Here is a 20,533-nt window from a genome sequence, read left to right on the forward strand (position 1 = left end):
GTGTTACGGTCGCGCGGTGACGCTGGGAACGGATAAATCTCTGCTGGCGGGCAAATCGGCGCTGATCACGGGCGCGAGCTCCGGCATCGGGGCGGCCGCTGCCCGCGTGTTCTGCCGGGAGGGCGCCTCGGTGACCCTGGTGGCGCGCCGGGAGGCCCAACTCGCGGCGCTCACCGCGGAACTGCGCGCCGCCGGCCACCGGGCCCAGTACGTGGTCGCGGACGTGACCCGCACCGAGGACGTGGCGCGGGCGGTCAAGGAGGCCGTCAGCGTCTACGGCCGCCTGGACGCGGCGTTCAACAATGCGGGCATCGGTGCGCAGCCGGCGCCGATGCACCTGCTGGACGAGGAGACGTACGACAGTGTCATGGACACCAACGTGCGGGGTGTCTGGAACTGCATGCGTCACGAGATACGCGCGATGCTGGCGACCGGCGGCGGCGCGATCGTGAACAACAGCAGCACGGCCGGCCTGGTGGCCACGCCGGTGACGGCGGCCTACATCGCGTCCAAGCATGCGGTGCTGGGCCTGACCAAGGCTGCCGCCTGCGAGTACGCCGCCCAGGGCATCCGGGTGAACGCGATCGCCCCGGGCTCCACCCGCAGCGAGATGATCGACGCCTGGCTCCGGGAGAACCCGGCGATGGAGGAGGTCCTGCTGGCCTCGGCGCCGCTCCCGCGGATCGCCGCACCCGCGGAGATCGCCGAGTCGGCGGCCTGGCTGTGCAGCGACCGTGCCTCCTTCGTCCTGGGCACCACGCTCTCGGTCGACGGCGGCTGGACCACCCGCTGACCACCCCGGTTCGCGGCAGGTGGTGTCCGGTCAGGCGTGGTGCCGCATCAGGTGGGCGAAGGCGGTGCGGGCGAGGACGTCCAGGGCCTCGGGTGTCGCTTCGGGGGCGAGGGCACGGAAGGACGCGACGAAGGCGTCCGACTGCGTGCACAGGGTCCGCACCTCCAGGGCCTGGGTCAGGCGCGGTATCACCTCGTGGAAGCAGTAGGGGTGCTCGGATTCGATGAAGGCCTCGAGGCTCTCCTCGTAGGAGGCGTGCTCGCCGTCGTAGGCCCAGCCGTCCAGCGACAGCAGCAGCGGCCACTGGGCCCGCACCTCCCAGGCGGTGAGCGGTACGTCCTCGTAGGAGGGGTCCCCTTCGCGGTCCGCGAGGCGCAGCAGCAGGGCCAGACCGGTCATGAACTGCGGCAGGCTGTCCGCTCCGGCGGCCGCCGTCCAGGTGCGGCGGGTATCGGGCGGGCAGGTCGCGAAGAACTCCTGGGTGAACCCCGTTGCCAGGTAGTCCAGTTGTGAGGCGAGCGAGCGCAGGGAGCCGCGCCAGGCGGTGTCCCAGTGGTTGGCCCGCATCGTCCGCCTGAACCGCAGGACCTCCCACTCCAGCGGGTCGGTCCCGCCCGCGGCGAGGCCGACCAGGTGCGCGATCGGTCCGCTGGTGAACATGCCTTCCGGGTGCAGTGCCATGCTCCCTCTCCCCCTTCGCCGTTGCGGGTCCATCCAACCCCCTTGCGGACAGCGGGGGCGGCCCGGGGGCGGCGGCAGTGGGGGTGGCGGGGGCAGTAGGGGTGGGGGTGGTGGTGTTGGTGGTGGGGGTGGTGGCGGGGACAACCGGCCGGCCCGGTTCCGCGTCCTTGCCGTGGAGAGCCGTCTCCGGGCCACCGGTGCGGGAGAAAGACCAGACCTGGAGGGCGTCATCGGCACGTTCACCCCTGACCGGCCCGATGCGGGCGCACGGCCCCGCAGGACGGCCGGAACCGGCAGGGTGCTGCTGGGCTGCCTGGCGGGGATCGTACTGACCGCCGTGGCCCTGACCGTGGCGTGGTGGCCGCGGACGGAGGTGACGTACCGCAGCACCGCGCCCGCGGAGCCGGTGTACGACGACCGGTCACCGCACTACCTGGGGCTGGTGCACGAGCAGACCCTGTCCGGGCGGCAGTCCTACCGGATGGTTGTCGGCAGGTACCCCGGGGTGGCCTACGGGCACTGGGTGGACGTCGAGACCGCGTGGGGGGCGCAGGGCATCGAGTCCACCACGTGGACGGAGGCCGGTGTGCGCGTCCGCTTCCGCACCGGTCACGAGGTCTTCGTGCCGGCCCGTTTCTTCCTGCACGGCAGATGAGACCGCGCGGCCGTCACACGGCCGTCGCCCCGCGGGCGGGCCGGTCGGGCCTCGCGCAGCGGGCCGGTGGCGTGACGGCTGCGCGGGCGACGGGGGGCCGGGCGGGCGGGTGCCGTCGGCCCGTTCGCGGCGGCGGGCGGCCCGCGGCACGGCTGGTGCGCAGAGCGGGCCCACGGGCGACGTCGATGGCCAGGGCCGCGGAAGGGGTACTCCTTCGCCGCCGCCACCTGCAACGGCGCCAGGACCCGCACCGGTGGCCAGGGGCGGCGGTGAGGAACGCCGGCGTGCCCGCCCCTACCAGGTCCCCGTTGCGGCCCGCCGCCGTATCCGGCAGGGGTGCCTGAACGGCGGCCACGAGCAGGACCAGAAGCAGGACCAGAGGCAGGGCCATGGGCAGGGCACACGGCCAGGCCGGTGCCGGGAACGCGAGGGCCGGGGACAGCAGCTCAGCGCGAGGTTGCCGGTGTCGCCCCGGCCGGCCGCACCCTCGACGCCGCAGGACGGCAGGGCGGCAGGGCGGCAGGGCGGCAGGGCGGCAGGGCGGCAGGGCGGCAGGGCGGCAGGGCAAGGTTCCCGGCGGTGCGGGAGCCGGTGAACACCACCACCCCCCTCGGCCCGCAGGAGCCGGTGGGACACACCGGCACTGTGGTGGCCGGTGGCCGCCGCCGTCCGGTGACGGGCCGCAGGGCGGGACGGCACCGGATGACGGCGGGGAACACCGGCGACGGGCCGCGGGCCGGGAACGGGGGCGTGGGGCGGGGGCGTGGGGCGGGGGCGTGGGGCGGGGGCGGGGGCGGTCGAGGGGGTGCGGGTTCTGCGGGCGCGTACCACTGTGGTTGCAGCCGGACGCTCCCCTCGGCGGTAGGGGACATCAGCTCCCGGCGGGCCGACAGGGGCGGCGGCCGGCGGCTGCGTTGCCGGCGTTGCCGCCCGTTCCGCAAGACCGTGACGCAGGAGCGCCGCATGCTGACCCGTTTGGCCGATGACAACCGCAGGCGAGTGGTGCGGGGCATATCCCTGCTGCTGATCGCGGTCACCGCGCTCCTGGGAAGCGCACCCGGCAGCGCCGGAGCAGCCCGGGCCGCAGGGGGCGGCGGGGTTTCGGGGGCGGCGCGGTGCCCGTTCCGGTGCTGTCCTGGGGGCCCTGCGACGGGGCGGGCGACGGCTTCGAGTGTGCGACCGCCCGGGTGCCCCTGGACTACCGCCGCCCCGCCGGCCCCGCCCTCTCCCTCGCGGTCACCCGCCGGCCCGCTGCCGACCCGGCGCACCGCACCGGTGTGCTGGTGCTGCACCCCGGCGGGCCCGGCAACTCCGGGGTGAACTTCGCCCGCAGCAGCTACGAGGCACTGCCCGCCTCCCTGCGTGACGCCTTCGACGTCGTCGGGTACGACATGCGCGGGGTGGCGCGCAGCGGGCAGGTGGAGTGCTGGAACGACCAGGAGTACACGGCGGCCGTCGACGGTGCGCGCGGTGTGCCCGGCCCGGGGGCCGTGCAGGAGGCGGTGCGCCAGGGCCTCGACTTCGCCCGGGCCTGCCGGGAACGCTCCGGGGACCTGGTGCCGTTCATCGGTACCGGGTCGAACGCCAGGGACATCGACCTGCTGCGCCGGGCCCTGGGCGAGGAGACACTGTCCTTCTACGGGCGTTCCTTCGGCAGTTACGTCGGTACCGTGTACGCGGCGCAGTTCCCGCGGCGGGTGCGGGCCATGGTGCTGGACGGGGGCTACGATCCGCGCCGCTATGCGGATGTGCCGTACGCCTACGACGGCGGGCAGTTCGCCGCGCTGGACGCGGCGGTCGGCCGGTTCCTGAACTGGTGCGGGCACGACGCGGCCGTCTGCGGGTTCGGGGAGGGCCGGCCGCGGCAGGCCTTCGAGCAGCTGAAGCGGGATCTGGACGCCGATCCGGTGATCACGGCGAGCGGGCGCCCGGCCACCGGGTACACACTGGCCTACCGGCTGATGTTCAGCATCAACTCGGGCAGGGAGATCTGGCCCGATCTGGGGCAGGCGCTGAAGGCGGCCCAGGAACGGCGGGGTTCGTTCCTGCTGTCGCCGCCCTCGACCGCGTCGTTCGACTTCCTCAGCGTCAACACGGCCGTGGAGTGCGCCGACCGCCTCTATCCGGGCAGCCGGCTGCTGCTGGGCGCGACGGTCGGCGCCGAGGCCGCCGCGGCCCCGCTGCTGGGACCGCCCATCGGGCTGGGGCCGCCGGCCTACGACCACAACCACGCGCCCGCCTGCGCCCAGTGGCCGGCCCAACGGCCGAGCCGGTTCACAGGCTCCTACCGGGCGGCCGGGTCCGCCCCGATCCTGGTGCTGGGCACGACCGGGGACCCGGACACCCCCTACCGGGACGCGGTGGCCCTGGCCGGGACGCTGGAGGGCGGGCGGCTGCTGACGTTCGCCGGTGAGGGGCACACCGCCTACAACCGGAGCGCGTGTGTCAGCGCGCTGGTCACCGACTACCTCGCCACGCTGGCGCTGCCCGCGCGGGGCACCGTGTGTGCGGACGAGGCCGGCCCGGAGCCGGCGGGCCGTCGCACCACCGGCATCGAGGCCGACGAGACACAGGATGTGATCCCCGCCCTGCGCTGAGCCGGCGGCGCGTTGTCACACCCAGGTGTAGTTCTCGTCGGTGACGGCCTCCAGGGCAGTGTGGGCGGGGGCTGCGCGGGGGTCGGGCAGGGCCGCGAGGGCGGGCCCGATCGGCGGGAAGAGGGGCAGAGCGGCCGTCCTGCGGTAGTCGACCCACTCGATGACACCGGTCTCGATGCTGCCGTCGGGGAGTTCGTCCTGCTCGAACTCCGCGAGGGTGGCACGGATTTGGGGGGTGATGTGGAGGCGGTGGATCAGGTGGAGCTTGCGCGGCGGCGGGGTGGGGCCGGGGCGGGTGACCCGCTGGTCGACGACCCACAGCAGGTCGCCGCCCTCGGCCTGCTCCGCGTCGAGGCCGAGTTCCTCGGCGAGTTCCCGGTGCAGGGCCTGCCGCAGGTCCTCCCCGTCCTCGACGTTGCCGCCGGGCGGCGTGTAGTGGGTGGACCGGGCACGGTCACGGCGGATCAGGGCGACGTCGTTGCCGCAGAACACCAGCGCCCCGGCCCGGATCCTGATCCGCGAGAACGGGACACCCGCATGGTCACCAGTACCAGTCATGACCACCAGTATCACCGACCACCGCCCACCGCCGCAGCAGCCGGGGGCGGCGGCGGGGGCGGCAGCAGCCGCCCGCGTACGGCCGGCTCCCATACCCGCAGAGCCCGGCAAGGCTCAAGCACGCGGACGTGCCGGGCAGCACACCCCGGACGTCCCGGACCCGACCGGAGCGCCGGTGCCCGGCACAAGAGCCTGCGCGCCCGGAGGCATCCCCGGGAAGCCGCCCACCGGCGAGGACCCCACCTGCAGGCCCAGATGCACGGCTCCAGGCACCGGGCCGGTTCCACCACGTGTGTCCCGGCCGGGGACCGGGCCCGGGACCGCGCACAGCGGCACGTACGCGGGAACCGGCGAGGACGACGACCGCGGCCTTCTCCCCGTGCTGCACGCGGGGGGGGGCTGGGCCAGAACGAGTTGGGCGACTGCCCCTACGCGAAGACCGCGTGAGCGGCCGGACCGGCCCCGCGGGCCGGCAGGCGCGCCGGCCGGTGTGCATGCGGCGGAAATCCGTAACTGATCCGCCGTGCGGGGCCGTCGAACAGAAGCAGGAAGAGGCGGAGGACGCCGGCGCCGACGGCCATCACGTCGCGGGCCGCCAGGAGCGACCCGCTTCTCCGGTCCCAACACCGGGCCGATTCCACCAGGTGCGTCCCGGCCGGGGACCGGGCCCGGGGCCGCGCACAGCGGCGCATACGCGGGAACCGGCGAGGACGACGACCGCGGCCTTCTCCCCGTGCTGCACGCGGGGGGAGGTGGGCCAGAACGAGTTGGGCGACTGCCCGGACGCGAAGACCGCGTGAGCGGCCGGACCGGCCCGGCGGGCAGGCGGGCGCGGCCGGTGTGCATGCGGCGGAGATCCGTAACTGATCCGCCGTGCGGGGCCGTCAAGCAGAAGCAGGAAGAGGCGGAGGAGATGGAGGAGGCCTGCGCCGGCGACGATCAAGTCGCGGGCCGCCAGGAGCGACCAGCTTCTCCGGGGACCCGATGACCCGACGACCCGGTGACCCGGTGACCCGACGACCCGGTGACCCGATGGTTTGGTGGCCCGGTGGCCCGGTGACTCCCGGAGGGTCATGCGTCACCGGGGTGGCACAGGCACGGCAGGCCGGCCCGGGCGGGGAGACGGTGACACACCCGACCGAACACGGTGGCCACGGCCAGGGCTCAGCAACGGTGGCGGGCATACGGGACGGCGGCAGTCCGCAACGGCACGGCCGCCGCCCTCATGTCGTCGGCGCACAGTCCCCGAACGTGCCCAGGGCCCAGCGACGGTGGCGGGCATACGGGTCGGCGGCAGTCCGCAACGGCACGGCCGCCGCCCTCATGTCGTCGGCGCACAGTCCCCGAGCATGCCCAGGGCGCAGCTGCCCGGGCAGGAACCCGTTCCCGGCCCCAGGGGAGCACTGACCGCCACCGCCTGCCATGCCGGGTCGCTCTCCCCTCGATGTACCCGTGCAACCCCTCTCGACACGAACTCCGTTACGGTGCCGGGGCCGGGGGGAGTGACCATGCCGGTCGCCCCTGACACACACCGCCGCACAACACGGCTCAACACACCACTGGCCCCACTCCACTGCACTCCACTGCACTGCTTCGCAGCGCATGCCGCGGCCTCGTCCGGGTGAGGTACAGCCACTCCCCCAGGCGGGCGGGGCGGGCCGGCGGGGGTCTGGCAGGAGGGGTCTCTGGCAGGGGTGTTGTGCGGGCGGGCTGTCGGTGTCCGGGCCGTGCGGGTTGTTCCGCAACGGCCCTTGCGGGGTTCCGCGGTGCGCGGGCGGTACATGATCCGCTGTCACGGGTACACGTAGTGCGTACCATTCGCGTCCCGGTATCCCCTTCAGTCACAGACATCGAGGAACCCATGAACACCACGGGCAGCAACGTCACGCGGGTCAAGGACGATTACGCCGAGCAGATCGCCGGTGATCTCGCGGCGAACCAGGCAGCGCAGGAACAGAGGCGCACCGAACTGCAGCGGCTGCAACAGGAGATCGGGGAACTCGAGGAAAGCGAGAAAGTCCTCCTGAGGATGCAGGACGCGTTGGGCATCGCCGCCAAGCCCGCGCCCACGCCCACGCCTGCGCCTGCGCCTGCGGGGCAGCCGGCCGCCAAGCGCAGCGTGAAGCGGGCCGCAGTGCCTTCAGCGCGCAGTGCCGCCGGGGGTACGAAGAAAACCCCGGCACCCACCACCACCACCACCGCCACCGCCACAACGGCTGCGAAGGCGGCGGCGAAGGCCCCGCGCGCCCGCAAAGCAGCAGACGCTGCCGCACCCGTGAAAGAGAAGACAACCGGTACCACCGCACCCGTGAAAGAGAAGACAGCAGGTGCTGCCGCGGTCGTGAAGGAGAAGACAGCCGGTACCGCCGCGGTCGTGAAGGAGAAGACGGCAGGTGCTGCCGCAGTCGTGAAGGAGAAGACGGCTGGTGCTGCCGCACCGGTGAAGGAGAAGACAGCCGGTACCGCCGCAGTCGTGAAAGAGAAGACGGCAGGTGCTGCCGCGGCGGTGAAGGAGAAGGCGGCTGGTGCTGCTGCGGTGAAGGGGGAGACGGCAGGCCCGTCCTGGCTCGAACTCGTCACGGCCGCCCTGGCCGGCGGGAAGGAGCCGAGGTCGGCCGCCGAGGTGACCGAAGCGGTCAGTGCCGCCCACCCCGGACGCAAGGTGAAGGCCGCGGTCGTCCGCAACACCCTCGAACAAGGTGTCGCCCGCGGGCTGCTGGAACGTTCCAAGCAGGGCCGCTCCGTCTACTACAGCCCCACCAGCCCTACCCCAGTCACAGCCGCGGACGCCAGCCAGACCCAGCCGTAACAGCCGCACCCGCCCAGTCCCACCATGTCCGGCCAGCCCATCAACGCAGCCACACATGATGCCCTACCCCGGGCGGCATCCACCCCGCCCCGGGCAGGCATTCTGCCCGATAGGACACGGCCCGGCCCGGCCCTCGTCCCGTACAGTCGCACGGTCCGGGGGCCCGGCGGCAGGAGCTGGCATGCCGGCGCGGTGGGGTCCGGTCGGGTGCGGGCTGCGGCGGCGGGTGTGATGGTCAGTTACGGGGTGCGGTGATAGCGGCCGCGAGGTACCGGAACTCTCCTCCTGGTCCCGGCTGGCGGGAGTAGGGCCGCCAGTCCAGGCGGTAGGAGCCGCGCAGGGTCCGCGTGTTGCCCTGGTAATCACCCTGGCCCCACAGGAGGGTCCCGGCGAGTACGCATCCCTGGTGGATCCGGAAAGCGTGGTCCCGGCTCGGCCTGGTCCGGGGCTTGGGCAGTGCCCACAGGGAGGGGTTGTTGGTCAGCAGCAGCGAGAGGCCGTTCTGGTCGGGCCGGTTGCAGAACCGCTCCAGGCGGGCCATGTCGAACACGTAGTCGCGGCGGGCGAGGTCCGGGGCCGCGTGGTTCCTCAGGGCGAACTCCTCCGCGGGCGAACCGGCTTCTCCCGCCCAGGACCGGGTGGGGTACTTGAACTCGACGGCGGTACGGCCCCCTGGGCCGGTGCACAGCAGGTCCAGCCGCTCCACCCGGCCCTGCGCGTGCTGCGCCACCTCCAGCCGGGACCCGATCCCGGGATCCAGCTCCCACAGGGCGCGGGCGAAGCCGTGCTGGAAGTCCGCCTCGGAATGGAACACCGGCCGGTCAAGGACCAGGCGTTCCATGACATCCGTGAGCGGTATCCGGCCGGCGATGAGCAGCGCGGTGCCGGTCGATGATGCGGTCACCCCCCCATTACAGCGCGGGCGCGCCCACCACACCGCCCAATCAACCAAACCGCCGAACCGCCAATCCGCCCCCGGCAAGCCCCCGGGCCTCCGGGCCTCCAGGCTTCGGGCTTCGGGCTTCCGGGCTTCCGGGCTTTCTGGCTTTCTGGCTTTCTGGCTTTCTGCTTTCTGGCTGCGGCAGGGGGCGGGCGGGGCCGGGTGCGGCGGGGTCCCTACGATGCGCGGGTGAGAGACAACCACCATGTCCGGGCGCTTGCGCTGTGCACTCTGATCGTCATCCCCGCGCTCCTGTGCTGGTACGGGACCCGCACCGTGCGCCCTGCCGACTGCCAGGTCAGTGTCGTCGCCTTCGCCGACAACAAGGGGCAGCCGCTCCCCGACCTGAACGGGAAGCGGTCGACCTGGGAGGAACTGGACGAGCAGGCCTACCGTCAAGAGGTGGAAGCGGGGCGCTGCGCGGCTCCGCAGGCCCGTTGGCGGCAGTGGCTGGACTGACCCGCCCCGGCCGCACACCTCACCGCCCGAGAACGGGACAGGACACGACGGGAGGGCGGTCATGGATGGCGTACGACGGCAAGGGGAAAACCCGGGGCGCAAGACCGTACCCGAATGCGCAGGCCGGGACATGCGTGTGCGGGGGGTACCGGGCGAGCGGGCAGCGGGCAGCGGGGGCGTAGTGCGCCCGTGGGAGGGGTGGGTGGTGGGGTGGGCAGGAATGGGATGCTGACGGGCCGGGAGGTGTCGGAGGCGGTCGGCGCTTGGGGGTGGCGGCTGCTGCTCAATGCGCTGTGGACCTCGGCCGTGGTCCCCTCGCCGGCTGCGGCGGTCGAGGTGGCCGCCCGCGCCGTTAAGGTGTGCGGCAGCCGGGGCGACGAGCATCTGGTGGCCGATGTGCGGCCCCGGCATACCGTCCTGGGACTGCAGACACCGCACTGCGCGACGGTGACCGGCAGGGACATCGTTCGGCAAGGCGTTCCAGAAAGGCTTCCAAGCCCTCACGCAGTACATCGCACGGGAAGGCCACCTGCCCGGCCGCGGAGTCGTCGAGCGACTCCCCGACGGCACCGAACACCGCACCGGGGTATGGCTCGCCAACCAGAAACAACGCCGCGACCGACTCCACCAAGCCCAGCTCGCCGCACTCGCCCACCTCGGCATCCACTGGGCCGGGTAGGGGGTCGGGCGGCTGTTCCAGAATTCTGGAACAGCCGCTCCCGCCCGGGATCGACCGCCTGGAGGAGGCGGTCGATCAGGCGGTGCGGCACTCGGCTACCGCAGGAGCACGTCGGACACGGACAGGAAGAACTCGCCGGTCATGCCGCCGTTCTCACCGTTCGGGGTGTCCGGTCCTCCGTGGCCGCCCCAGATGTCCACGATCGCCGCCCGCCCGGCCCGGCGCGGGAATGAGGCGAACTCCCAGCTGGTGGATTCCTCTTCCCGGGGCGCACCGTGCACCTCGACCAGGAAGGGGATCGGCTCCAGGTCCTGCCAGCTCAGGCCTTCCGAGGGAACCCAGCTGGGGCGGGTGATGAACCACCGGTGGGACCAGCTCTCACCCTGGTGATACGCCATGTAGTCGTAGGTGAAGGTCTGGGTGGGGGCCGAGGTGTCCAGCTCCGTCACGGGCCAGTCCCCGAGCGTGTCTTCCGGGGCCAGGTCCAGACCGCGGAACGCCGGGTTCCCCGCGGACGCAAGGGTGTTCCCCTCGAAGAACTTGCGGTACTCGAGGTACTTCTGCGCGTCGTTCCACGGATAGTCGGCGAGCATCCTGTCAGCCCCCGGCACCACTTCGTGCCAGTCGGTGCTGGTGTTGACGCGGCGCGCCTCGACGCAGATCCGTGAGGGGTCCAGGTCGCGGATCGCGGCGCCGGCCCGGCTGCGCGGATGGTTGGCCGTGCCGTGCCGCGGATCCACCCGGCCGGGCGCCGGGGCCTTCTCGCGGGGCAGGCGCACCGCCCACTTCTCCAGGTCGGCCCGCTCCGAGCCGATGGCGACCACGTTGGTGAACGGCGTGAACTCACCGCCTACCTTGGCGCGGATCTTGACGTGGAGCTGTCCTGTCGGCTCCTGGTCCCCCAGGTCGACCCAGTGGGAGTTGGACTGCATCCAGTTCCATGAGGACCAGTGGAGGAAGACCGTCTGCCGCAGCTCGTCGTTGAGCCATACCTCGTACAGGTGGGGGTATGGCGCGTTGCCCTCGTTCCAGTCCGCCGGTGGGGGCCAGGCCTCGTGATCGGGGGCGTTGTCCCCGATCTGCCAGCGCAGGCTGATCCCGTACATCGTGTACTTGCCGTCATCGCGGTACCTGATGTCCGCGCGAAGGTCGGACGGAGCAGTGGTCTGGGTCTTGCTCACGGTGTTCCCCTTCTCCTCGATCGAATCCATCCCTGAGGCCATCACCACGGAGCAGCACACGCAACCGACAGTTACAGGCCGTGACAGAAAGTCACTGTAGATCATCCGGGCGGATCTGGACAGCGCTGATCACAGCCACCCAAAACTAGACATGCAGCCCCATCGGGAGCTGTTCCGGACCCTCTGGACAGCCGCTCCCGTCCGGGGCCAGACGCCCTGTCAGCGCCCGCGCCCCGCTCTTTTGGCGGGCGCGGCCTGCTGCCGGTGGGCGGGGACCGCGGCCTCGGCCGGGGCAGGCTGTCCGGGGGCCGCGGTGGCCGGGGTGGTGGTGGAGCGGGAGCGGGCCGGCATCGGGGAGACCCACAGCCGGGACGCGGACGCGGGCGACGCGGAGGGCGGCGTGGTCAGGGAGTGGAGGGTCGCGTCCACGAGGCGGCCCACCAGGGCCCTGCCCGTGGCCCTGTTCCAGGAGGTGTCGGCCGTCAGGCGGTTCAGGTGCTGGGCCACCACGTGTGTGCCCTCGCTCTCGCCGATCTTGTGCATGCGGGCGGCGAGCAGCGGCCACTGGCGTGAGCCGACCAGGAGGCCCGCTTCCTGTTCCGGGAGGATGTCCATGACCAGCGACACCATCTGCGAGTGCGCGGCTGGGTGCACCTTCAGCTGCTCCAGGGCGCGGGCCCGGTTGCCGAGGTCGAGGCCGCGGGGGACGTCCAGGCCTTCGGTCAAAGGTCCCCAGGAGCGCTTCGCGTCCGTACTCGCGGGCGCAGCCCATGGATCAGCGGCCTCCCCCGAACCGGCGGCGCAGCAGCGCGAGCGGCCGGAGCGGGCGCAGCGGCCCGGAGCGGGGGCGGGGGCCGGAGCGGGGGCGGGGACTCGGCGGGCAGGCGCGGCCCACGGGTCACCGGCCGTACCCATGCGCTCGGTCAGCACTTCCCTCCCCGGTGCCGCGGCACCGGCCGCCGGAGCGGGCGCGGGAGCGGGAGCGGGAGCGGCGATCGCCGCCGGGGCGGTCGAGGCCCCGGCGGGAGCGGGTGCGGGTGCGGCAGTCGAGGCCGGGGCGGGAGCGGGTGCCGGGCCGGCAGGCTGCGGGCGCCATGTCCGAGGTCATTGCGGCGTGCCGAAGGTGCCGGCCCGGGCCGCCGCGGCGGCGGCCCGGGCGGCGCGGTGCGGGAGCGTCGGGTCGGGGACGGCCCGGATCAGCAGCAATTCGTGGTAGAGCGGGGCGGTCGCCGCGACGAGCAGCGCCCGGCTGTCGGCGGGGCCGGGCAGTTCGCCCCGGTCGGCTGCTCGGGTGACGACCACCGCGCACCGTGCATAGCGGTCGTCCCAGAAGCGTGACAGTGCCGCTGCCGCCTCCGGCGAGCGGAATCCGGCGGCGATCAGAGCCATCGTCAGGTTCGGGCTGCCGCCCGCCAGTGCCTCGTACACCTCCTGGTTGAGGGCGGTCAGGTCGTCCTCCAGCGACCCGGTGTCCGGTGGGGTCCACGTGTCGTCGGATGCGGTGTCGAGTACGTCGGCCAGCAGGTGTCCGACGTCGCGCCAGCGCCGGTAGACGGTCGTGCGGTGGACGCCGGCGCGTTCGGCGACCGCATCGACTGTCAGCCCGTCGTACCCGGCCTCCAGGAGCAGCGCGCCCACCGCTTCCAGCACTTGGGTGCGGACGCGGGCGCTGCGGCCGCCGGTCCGGCGCCGCCTCGTGGCCGGTTCCTGTCGGCTGGAATCTTCGCTTGCCTGCATGGGGGAATCCATGCCAGCATTTTAACGCAACATTCGTCGCCTTAAAGGAGAAGTCCCGTGGTCATCCACCGCGTTCCCGCCCACCACACCGCCGCCGTGACAACGATCCCCGCCCCCGAACTCCTGGAGCCGCCCTGTGACCGCGCAGCTCACCGCGTCTGACCTCACCAAGTCCTACGAAGGCCGCCTGGTCCTCGACTCCGTCGACTGCTCCGTCCCCACAGGCGAATGTCTCGGTATCGTCGGAGAGAACGGCTCGGGCAAGTCCACCCTGCTCAGGCTGCTGGCCGGGGCCGAGCGCCCCGACCGCGGCGAGGTCGTCCTTCAGGCCGAAGGCGGCGTCGGCCATCTCGCGCAAGAGGAAAGCCTCCCCCCGCACCTGACCGTCCAGCAGGTGGTCGACCGCGCCCTCGCCGAGCTGCGCGCCCTGGAGCGGGACCTGCGCCGGCTGGAGGCCCGCATGGCCGGCGGCGACGCCACCGCCGAGACCCTCACCGCGTACGCCGACACCCTCACCGCCTTCGAACTGCGCGGCGGGTACGACGCGGACGCCCGCGTGGAGCGTTCCCTGCACGGCCTCGGCCTGCCGGGCCTACCCCGCGAGCGCGCCGTCGGCGGCCTGTCCGGCGGCGAGGCCGTGCGCCTGCGCCTGGCCGTACTGATCGCCGCCGCCCCGGAGGTGCTGCTCCTCGACGAGCCCACCAACCACCTCGACGGCGCCGCTCTGACCTGGCTGGAGGACCACCTGCGGGCCCGGCGCGGCATCACGGTCGCGGTCTCCCACGACCGGGCGTTCCTGGAACGCGTCGCCACCTCCCTTTTGGAGGTCGACGGTGACCTGCACAGGACCGTGCGCTACGGCAACGGCTACGCCGGCTACCTCGCGGAGCGCGCCGCCGAGCGGAGGCGCCGCGCGGAGGCCCACACCGCCTGGCGGGCCGAGGCGGCCCGGCTGCGCGAGGCCGCCGCCGTCACCGCCCGCCGGGTGGCGCCCGGCCGGGCCATGAAGGACGGCAACAAGATGGCGTACGACCGCGCTGCCGGCCGGGTCCAGCAGTCCCTCGCGAGCCGGGTCCGCAACGCCGAGGAACGGCTCGCCCGGCTGCTGGCCCGGCCGGTGCACCCACCCGCGGAGCCACTGCGGTTCACCGTCGTGCCGCGCATGGCCACCACCGCAGCCGGGCCTGGGGCGCCCACCGGGCCGGCCGGGTCCGACGACGCACAACGGGTACTGCTGGCAGCGGCGGGCGTCGCGGTCGAGGGGCGGCTCGCGCCGGTGGACGTGACCGTGCCGGCCGGCGGCCGGCTGCTGGTCACGGGCCCGAACGGGGCGGGCAAGAGCACCCTGCTGCACGTTCTGGCCGGCGCCCTGGACCCCGACCTCGGGCAGGTCGTCCGGCACGGCCAAACCGGGCTGCTGGCCCAGCACGCCGACGCCGGCACAGGCCGCGGGACGCTGCTCGAGGCCTACGCCGAGGGCCGCCCCGGGACTCCCGAGGAGCACGCCGAACGGCTCCTGTCGCTGGGCCTGTTCGCCCGCGACCGGCTGTCCGCTCCGGTCGGCTCCCTCTCCGTCGGGCAGCGGCAGCGGCTGGCCCTGGCCCGCCTGGTCACCGAACCGGCCGACGTCCTGCTGCTGGACGAGCCCACGAACCACCTCTCCCCCGCGCTGGCGGAGGAACTGCAGGAGGCGCTGGCCCGGTTCGCCGGGGCAGTGGTCGTCGTCAGCCACGACCGGCGGCTGTGCGCCCGCTGGCCGGGCGACCGGCTCACCCTGCGCGCCCCGGCGCCCGCCGCAGCCGCCGCCCACCCGTGACGGTCGGCAGGCCGCTCCCCCCTCCCCTCCTCCCCCTCGAAGGGACGCCCCTCTTGACCACCTCCGTAAGCCCGCTCGACACCCTCACCCCGCCCACCGCCGGCTCCGGCCCGTACGCGCTCGCCGTCGGGCCTGACGGCCATATGTGGTGCACCCTCGTCCACGCCGGGCGCATCGCACGCCTCACTCCGTCGACCGGCCGCGTACAGGAGTTCGCACTGGACTCCCCCGACTGCGGCCCCACCCTGGTCACCGCCGGCCCGGACGGCGCACTGTGGTTCACCCGCTACCGCGACCACCAGATCGGCCGGATCTCAGTGGACGGCGAGACCCGCTCGTACGCGCTTCCCGGCAGCGCGGGCGGGCCCTACGGGATCGCCGCCGGGTCCGACGGCGCCCTGTGGTTCACCCTGACGAACACCAACCGCATCGGCCGGATCAGCACGGACGGCGAGGTCCGCGAGTTCCTTCTGCCGTGCGAGGGGGGATTCCCGTCCTTCCTCACGGCGGGACCCGACGGAGCCCTGTGGTTCACTCTCAACCAGGCGAACGCGATCGGCCGGATCACCGTCTCCGGCGAGATCCGGCTCCACCCCCTGCCCACACCCGGCGCCGCCCCGGTCGGGATCGCGGCCGGCTGGGACGGGAGCCTGTGGTTCGCCGAGATCGGCGCCGGGCGGATCGGACGGCTCACGACCGGCAGGGCAGGCGTGGAGATCACCGGGTTCGCACTGCCCGAAGCCGACTGCCGCCCCCACGCTGTCGCGGTCGCACCGGACGGGACCTGCTGGTTCACCGAGTGGGCCACCGGCCGGATCGGCTCCGTCACCCCGGATGGAACGATCACCGAGCACCCGCTCACACACCGCAACCGCGAACCCCACGGACTCGCCTTCGGCCCGGACGGCACGCTGTACGTCGCAGAGGAGCACGGCGGCATCTCCAGGTGGGAGGTACACCACACCGCCTGACACCCCAACAGACGGCAAAGCGGACAGAATCACCACGACAGCGACAGCCTGGTGTCCCCGGTGGCGGGGCGCCAGGCCGGGCGGGCAGCATCCTTTGGGACGTCCGCCCCGCGCCGGACGGGGAGCGGGCGCATCTGCGACTCCGCAGCCGGAACACTCATGCCGCCCTCCGGGGTGGCCGCACCGAGGACGCCCCCGGGGACAGGGCGCCAGAACAGGTCCCGCCCCCGTGGAGACACGAGTGGGGCCGCATGCCCCGGGGGCGCAGCGCGCGTCCGGCACGTGGCATGCGGCGGCTGGTTCCGTGTAGCGCGAAGGTAGACGCGCCCTCTTGTCAGGAGGGGATGATGCCGGTTCGAATCCGACCTGATCCCCCGCCGTGCAGTACCCACGAAACGGCTGTCGCGGGACGGATCCCGAACACCCGGCGGCTCGGGTTGAGGCCGCCGCCGGGCGGGGGGGTGGCGTGCCCGGGACGGTCGTGTGGCGGCCGGTGCGGGCGCATCGGCAGTCCGACCCGACCGCGGGGCGCCCGTCCTGACGCCCGTACCCTCCTTCCGACCCGCTCCCCCACTGACAAGAGTCTCCGTGCACACCGCTCACCGCCTGCTCGCCGCCGCCGCCCTCACCGGTACCTCGGCCCTCGGGCTCACCGGATGCCTGTCGTCCGAACCGTTCCCCGGCCAGCCGGCCTCCCGCGTACTGAACGACTCCGTGACCGCGCTGCGCGGCGCATCCACCTTCACCGTCGCCGGGACAACGTCCAGCCAGGGCATACGCACGCAGGTGAACCTGTCGATCAGCGGCACCGGCGACTGCAGGGGCACGATGTCGGCCCAGAGCGGCGGCAACATCGAAGTGGTCCGCACCCGGGACCACACCTTCCTCCGCGGCGACGAGACCTACATGCTCGCCCAGACGAAGGACATGCCCGAGGACCAGGCGGGCCGGGCCCGCAAGGAGATGTCGGGCCGCTGGATGCGCACGGAAGCCTCGGACCCTGCACTGAAGGGACTGACCAGCCTGTGCGACCGCGACGGCCTGCTCAAGGACATGTACAGCATCCAGGGCGCGGAAAAGGGCGCACTGACCAAGATCGACCGTCAGGAGGCGGTCACGATCAACACGCCCGAAGGGGTCTTCCTCGTGGCCACCAAGGGTGAACCGTTTCTGCTCAAGGTGACCACCAGCGGCGCCAACACAATCGATCTCGCCTTCACCGGCATCAACCAGCCGGTACAGGTGGACGTTCCGGCAGGCAAGGACGTCTACAACCCGGACGACAACGGCTGACCTCTGCCCCGGCGTGCCCGCGTTGGGGGCCGACGGCCGGGCGCAGCGAACGCCCGGGTCCGGATCATCCGGCCGGTGTGGGCGCACCCGGCCGTACTGCGTCCCTCAGGCCGGGGGTCGGCCCCTGAGGGAGGCGCCGTTCCGGCGCCGGTGCGGAGTCGAGCCCGTTCAGGTGAGCTGGCAGCTGGGGCTCGTCGGCCCGGGTTTCCTATGGGCAACCGGAAGTACGGCAGGCGCACACTGCAGTTGCCTGGGGGCAACCGGCGCAGAGCATCCCTGCCGTCGGCTGCCACCGTCTACTCGACACCCCCCGTCTTGGTGGCCGACTCGGAGACGGAACAGTCGAGGCACTCGGGGACATGGCGGTCATGTGCTGGAGACCATCGCAGTTCTCGCACCGGGGGTGTGCGGCTTCGTTCACGAGAACGGGGTTCTGGCACAGATCTTGGGGAGCGATCACGGATCGTGACGGTGCACGAAGTGCGATGTCAGCGGGCCCACGTAGCTTTCGGTTGACCGCCCGACCGGGCGGTGAGGAGGAGTGAGGCATGGAATGGGTCGGGGACGCCCGGTTGGCAGCCGGGCCTGAGGCCACCTGGTACTTGGAGGCGGCTTTCACGCCTGGCGCGCATCTGGGGACGGTGTACGACGATCCGACAACGCCGGTAGTCGTGACAGGGGTTGAGGAGCTGACCACCATCCGCGTTCCCAGCGGCCGGCTCGTCGTCGATGCGCCGTGGGACGACGACGAAGTCTGGAGATACAAGAAAGGGCTACCGACGAGGCCCCCGCGTGAGCTGGCGGTGAGCATTCCCCCGGGCGTGTACCGAGTGGAGATCGCGTGGACGGCAGGCCCGTACGAGTTCTTCGGCGAGCACGTCGATGGCGTTGAGTGTGCCGCGACGCGTCTGTGCATCGGCGACGACCCTGTGGTCGGGTGGGAAATGGGCCTGGGTGTCGACGAGGACATTGATCAGCTTCAGGCGGGCGATGAGCCCCGCTTCTTCTCCGACGCTAATGTTGGCTGCTTCGCCGACGCAGGCGCGTGGACCACCTTGTCCGCGCCGTTTCGCACGTTCGTAGACGGCATTCCTGCGCCGCGTGACACCGAACAACTGGCCGACGGTTGCGAGCAGGTACGCGACGAGTCACAACAAGCCGATCTGGTCACGTTCGGGGCCGAATCGGGTGGCGTCGTCTGGTTGGGCCGCACCAAGGCTGGCGACGTGGCCACGATCGTCGTCACCAGTGGCATGGCTGGCGCCAAAGCATGACGTCGCTGCCGCCTCTCCCTTCCCTATATCCACGGCGAGGCGCTACTGCAGCAGGATCATCTTCCGGAGCAGCTCGAAGCCGGCTCGGCCGTAGAGCTGTCTCTTGATCTTCTTGATGCGGTTCACGGCGCCCTCGATGCTGCCCGAGCTCCAGTCCAGGGTGAGGCCGGCGGTCACGGCGTCGAGGTCCCGGAGCAGGTGACGTGCGAAGCCGGCAAGGCCGGGTAGCTGGCTGGCTTCGACGGTGCTGATCCAGACAGGGAGCGTTGCGCCGAGGTGGCCGCTGAGCATCTCGCCGAATTCACGGACTTGTCCGGCGGCCATGTCCAGTTCGGGGCAACGGGCCAGGACGTCTTTCAGGCCGACACGGCCTTCCTCGGTCAGAGCGGTGGGGTGGCGGGTGAGCCAGCCGGTCACCTGCCGCACCGTCGGCGACCGCGGCGGTGCGGTGGACGGAGCTCCGCGCAAGGTGGCGATGTGGGCACGGACCACGCCGTAGGTGACGGGAGCCTGCTCGGCGACCAGCTCGCTGTGGAGCCGGGTGACGCTGGTGCATCCCTCGGTAAATCGTCGTTCCAGGTAGGGCTTATAGGGGTCCAGCCTGCTGGGCCGGGGCCGGTTCTCGCGGATAGTGTCCTGCCAGCGTGCGGCGTTCGCGTATCGGAGCGCGGTGTTGAGGCCCCAGCCCAGGTGGCGGGCAATCACCCGGCGTGAGTGGCCCTGGGCGAGCATCTCGTGAACCAGGGCGTGTGCGGCCTTCTTACGTTTGGCCCGCCGGCTGACGGGCGCCACGTCGTTCAGCGGCCGCTCGGAAGCCGGTGGGGTGCCCTGCGAGAGCATGGCACCGGGCGTCGGGTTGCGCAGGCAGTCGCGGTGGGCGGCGACGCAAGTCTCCACGGCGCGGCCGAGACCCCTGCCACAGGTGAAACCGGTCAGCGACCTGCAGAGCATTGGGGGCGCCGCGCCGGGCGCCCTCGGCGTAGGCGCCCGCCCGGTCCCGGCAGATGATCTCCACGCCAGGGTGGCGGTCCAGCCAGGCGGCCAGCGGCCCGGCTTCACGCGTCGGGAGCACGTCGACCACGCGATGGTCTTCGACACTGGTCAGCACGGTGGGATAGGTCTGGCCGCGACGGATCGCAAAGTCGTCCACTCCCAGCACCCGCGGAGTACTGAACCGCGGATCAGGCAGTGCCATGACCCTGCGTAACAAGGTCATCCGTCCCGCACCAAAGCCCAGCTGGGCCGCCAGCCGAGCGCCGGCCCGCCCCGCCAGGGCGAGCCCCACCCGTTCCAGGGCGCGGTTGAGTCGCGTGGTGAACCGCGAGTGCGGGACAGCCAGCCGGGAGAACGGCTCGGTGAACGTCGGGTGTGGGCAGTCCGCCGACCGCAGATGAAGCGCCGGACCGTCAGCCGGATCACAAAGCCCTGACCAGCGAACGGAAGGTCCTTCAGCCTGCGCTCGTACCGGTCGTGGACCCGGTCCGAAGAGCGGCCGCAGTCCGGACAGGGAGCCCCGGCAGCGCGGCCTCTCGCCGCCACCTCGACCGTGCCGAACGCGGCCGTAACCGCCTCGACGTCCACATCGTCGATCCCCGCGAACACCAGCGAGTCCCAGAACGGTGCATCGGCCTGCATAACCAGCACCATCACCGTCCACAACCGACCACGGCATCGGACCGACAAGTACCTGAGGGAGCGTCACTTTCGTTTGTCAGGCGACAAGGCGTACGCCGTCTCACACGGCTCAGCTTCTGTGGTGCAGCCACGCTGAGTGACCGGATCGGCTCGGGAATGACCAATCCCGGTGGCGAGAACAAACCGCTGGTCAGTCCCCCGCCCCAACGGCCGACCCCTTGCTAAGGAACTGCTTCGCTGCCTCAACTGCTTCCCCGTTGAGTTCCTCGACGGAGACGCCCCAGCTCTCCTCCCAGCCGTCCAAGTTGTGCGCGCAGTGGACGAGGGGTTCCAGTTCCACGGGGTAGCCGAGGTCATAGGCGATGTCTGCCCAGATGAGGTGGGTGCCGACTGCGGGATCCAGGGATCCGTCGGCGATCTGACCGGCGACCCAATGGGCCATGACCCATTTCGCG

18 protein-coding genes and 2 pseudogenes are annotated in these 20,533 nt (G+C 72.3%); 10 read left to right on the forward strand and 10 right to left on the reverse strand.

Annotated features, from left to right (window positions below; translation table 11 throughout):
* The first annotated feature begins 16 nt into the window (after positions 1–16).
* The gene (locus OG753_RS00905; RefSeq protein ID WP_327260181.1) at positions 17–793 is read left to right on the forward strand and encodes a glucose 1-dehydrogenase; all 777 of its coding nucleotides are present in this window, start codon (positions 17–19) and stop codon (positions 791–793) included.
* A gap of 30 nt (positions 794–823) precedes the next feature.
* Here OG753_RS00905 and OG753_RS00910 read toward each other — a convergent pair whose 3' ends face one another.
* A complete protein-coding gene (locus OG753_RS00910; protein ID WP_405786675.1) occupies positions 824–1,474 on the reverse strand; it encodes a hypothetical protein in 651 nt (216 codons plus the stop codon).
* 172 nt (positions 1,475–1,646) lie between these two features.
* Between OG753_RS00910 and OG753_RS00915 the strand changes: the two genes are divergently transcribed.
* The gene (locus OG753_RS00915; RefSeq protein WP_405786676.1) at positions 1,647–2,129 is read left to right on the forward strand and encodes a hypothetical protein; all 483 of its coding nucleotides are present in this window, start codon (positions 1,647–1,649) and stop codon (positions 2,127–2,129) included.
* A 1,115-nt stretch (positions 2,130–3,244) separates the two neighbouring features.
* Complete coding sequence (locus tag OG753_RS00920; protein ID WP_405786677.1) at positions 3,245–4,726, forward strand: alpha/beta hydrolase; 1,482 nt, start codon at positions 3,245–3,247, stop codon at positions 4,724–4,726.
* 15 nt (positions 4,727–4,741) lie between these two features.
* Here the strand turns inward: OG753_RS00920 and OG753_RS00925 are convergent, their stop codons facing one another.
* Positions 4,742–5,284, reverse strand: a complete 543-nt coding sequence (locus OG753_RS00925; protein ID WP_327260185.1) for an NUDIX domain-containing protein — start codon at positions 5,282–5,284, stop codon at positions 4,742–4,744.
* 1,861 nt (positions 5,285–7,145) lie between these two features.
* On the opposite strand from OG753_RS00925, the gene OG753_RS00930 reads away from it, so the two are divergent.
* Entirely contained in the window at positions 7,146–8,093 is a 948-nt protein-coding gene (locus OG753_RS00930) for a hypothetical protein (RefSeq protein ID WP_405786678.1), read from the forward strand.
* 235 nt (positions 8,094–8,328) lie between these two features.
* On the opposite strand, the gene OG753_RS00935 is transcribed toward OG753_RS00930, so the two are convergent.
* Positions 8,329–8,997 (reverse strand): hypothetical protein, encoded by a 669-nt coding sequence (locus tag OG753_RS00935; RefSeq protein WP_405786679.1) that lies wholly within the window; start codon positions 8,995–8,997, stop codon positions 8,329–8,331.
* A gap of 225 nt (positions 8,998–9,222) precedes the next feature.
* Here OG753_RS00935 and OG753_RS00940 point away from each other — a divergent pair, with 225 nt between their 5' ends.
* Both OG753_RS00940 and OG753_RS00945 read left to right on the forward strand, forming a co-directional pair.
* The gene (locus OG753_RS00940) at positions 9,223–9,492 is read left to right on the forward strand and encodes a hypothetical protein (protein WP_405786680.1); all 270 of its coding nucleotides are present in this window, start codon (positions 9,223–9,225) and stop codon (positions 9,490–9,492) included.
* 484 nt (positions 9,493–9,976) lie between these two features.
* Positions 9,977–10,171 (forward strand): annotated as a pseudogene (locus tag OG753_RS00945) (helicase associated domain-containing protein); the annotation flags it as partial.
* A gap of 95 nt (positions 10,172–10,266) precedes the next feature.
* Here OG753_RS00945 and OG753_RS00950 read toward each other — a convergent pair.
* The 3 genes from OG753_RS00950 to OG753_RS00960 all read right to left on the reverse strand — a co-directional run bounded on the left by OG753_RS00950 (position 10,267) and on the right by OG753_RS00960 (position 13,089).
* Positions 10,267–11,352 carry a lytic polysaccharide monooxygenase auxiliary activity family 9 protein gene (locus OG753_RS00950; protein ID WP_327266616.1) on the reverse strand — a complete coding sequence of 362 codons (1,086 nt, stop codon included), beginning with the start codon at positions 11,350–11,352 and terminating at the stop codon, positions 10,267–10,269.
* A 219-nt stretch (positions 11,353–11,571) separates the two neighbouring features.
* Positions 11,572–12,078 (reverse strand): hypothetical protein, encoded by a 507-nt coding sequence (locus OG753_RS00955; protein WP_405786681.1) that lies wholly within the window; start codon positions 12,076–12,078, stop codon positions 11,572–11,574.
* Between the two features lie 378 nt (positions 12,079–12,456).
* Positions 12,457–13,089: a TetR/AcrR family transcriptional regulator gene (locus OG753_RS00960; RefSeq protein ID WP_405786682.1), complete on the reverse strand. Its 633-nt coding sequence runs from the start codon at positions 13,087–13,089 to the stop codon at positions 12,457–12,459.
* Between the two features lie 136 nt (positions 13,090–13,225).
* Here OG753_RS00960 and OG753_RS00965 point away from each other — a divergent pair, with 136 nt between their 5' ends.
* The 4 genes from OG753_RS00965 to OG753_RS00980 all read left to right on the forward strand — a co-directional run bounded on the left by OG753_RS00965 (position 13,226) and on the right by OG753_RS00980 (position 18,443).
* On the forward strand, positions 13,226–14,905 hold the full coding sequence (locus OG753_RS00965) for an ABC-F family ATP-binding cassette domain-containing protein (protein WP_405786683.1): 1,680 nt from the start codon (positions 13,226–13,228) through the stop codon (positions 14,903–14,905).
* A gap of 53 nt (positions 14,906–14,958) precedes the next feature.
* On the forward strand, positions 14,959–15,876 hold the full coding sequence (locus OG753_RS00970) for a virginiamycin B lyase (protein ID WP_405786684.1): 918 nt from the start codon (positions 14,959–14,961) through the stop codon (positions 15,874–15,876).
* 588 nt (positions 15,877–16,464) lie between these two features.
* Positions 16,465–17,169 carry a hypothetical protein gene (locus tag OG753_RS00975; RefSeq protein ID WP_405786686.1) on the forward strand — a complete coding sequence of 235 codons (705 nt, stop codon included), beginning with the start codon at positions 16,465–16,467 and terminating at the stop codon, positions 17,167–17,169.
* A 548-nt stretch (positions 17,170–17,717) separates the two neighbouring features.
* A complete protein-coding gene (locus OG753_RS00980) occupies positions 17,718–18,443 on the forward strand; it encodes a DUF4241 domain-containing protein (RefSeq protein ID WP_161288018.1) in 726 nt (241 codons plus the stop codon).
* Between the two features lie 42 nt (positions 18,444–18,485).
* On the opposite strand, the gene OG753_RS00985 is transcribed toward OG753_RS00980, so the two are convergent.
* From OG753_RS00985 to OG753_RS01000, 4 genes and pseudogenes are all read right to left on the reverse strand, one after another.
* Positions 18,486–19,340, reverse strand: coding sequence for a transposase (locus OG753_RS00985; protein ID WP_405786687.1), 855 nt, complete (start codon positions 19,338–19,340; stop codon positions 18,486–18,488).
* A gap of 76 nt (positions 19,341–19,416) precedes the next feature.
* Positions 19,417–19,659, reverse strand: a pseudogene (locus tag OG753_RS00990) (transposase); the annotation flags it as partial.
* A complete protein-coding gene (locus OG753_RS00995; RefSeq protein ID WP_405792480.1) occupies positions 19,656–20,090 on the reverse strand; it encodes a transposase family protein in 435 nt (144 codons plus the stop codon). The gene OG753_RS00995 and the pseudogene OG753_RS00990, both read right to left, overlap by 4 nt.
* A 178-nt stretch (positions 20,091–20,268) precedes the next feature.
* Positions 20,269–20,520, reverse strand: coding sequence for a hypothetical protein (locus tag OG753_RS01000; RefSeq protein WP_405786688.1), 252 nt, complete (start codon positions 20,518–20,520; stop codon positions 20,269–20,271).
* Between the last annotated feature and the right edge of the window lie 13 nt (positions 20,521–20,533).

Origin of the sequence: Streptomyces sp. NBC_00029, assembly GCF_045160505.1 — a bacterium.
GTDB lineage: Bacteria > Actinomycetota > Actinomycetes > Streptomycetales > Streptomycetaceae > Streptomyces.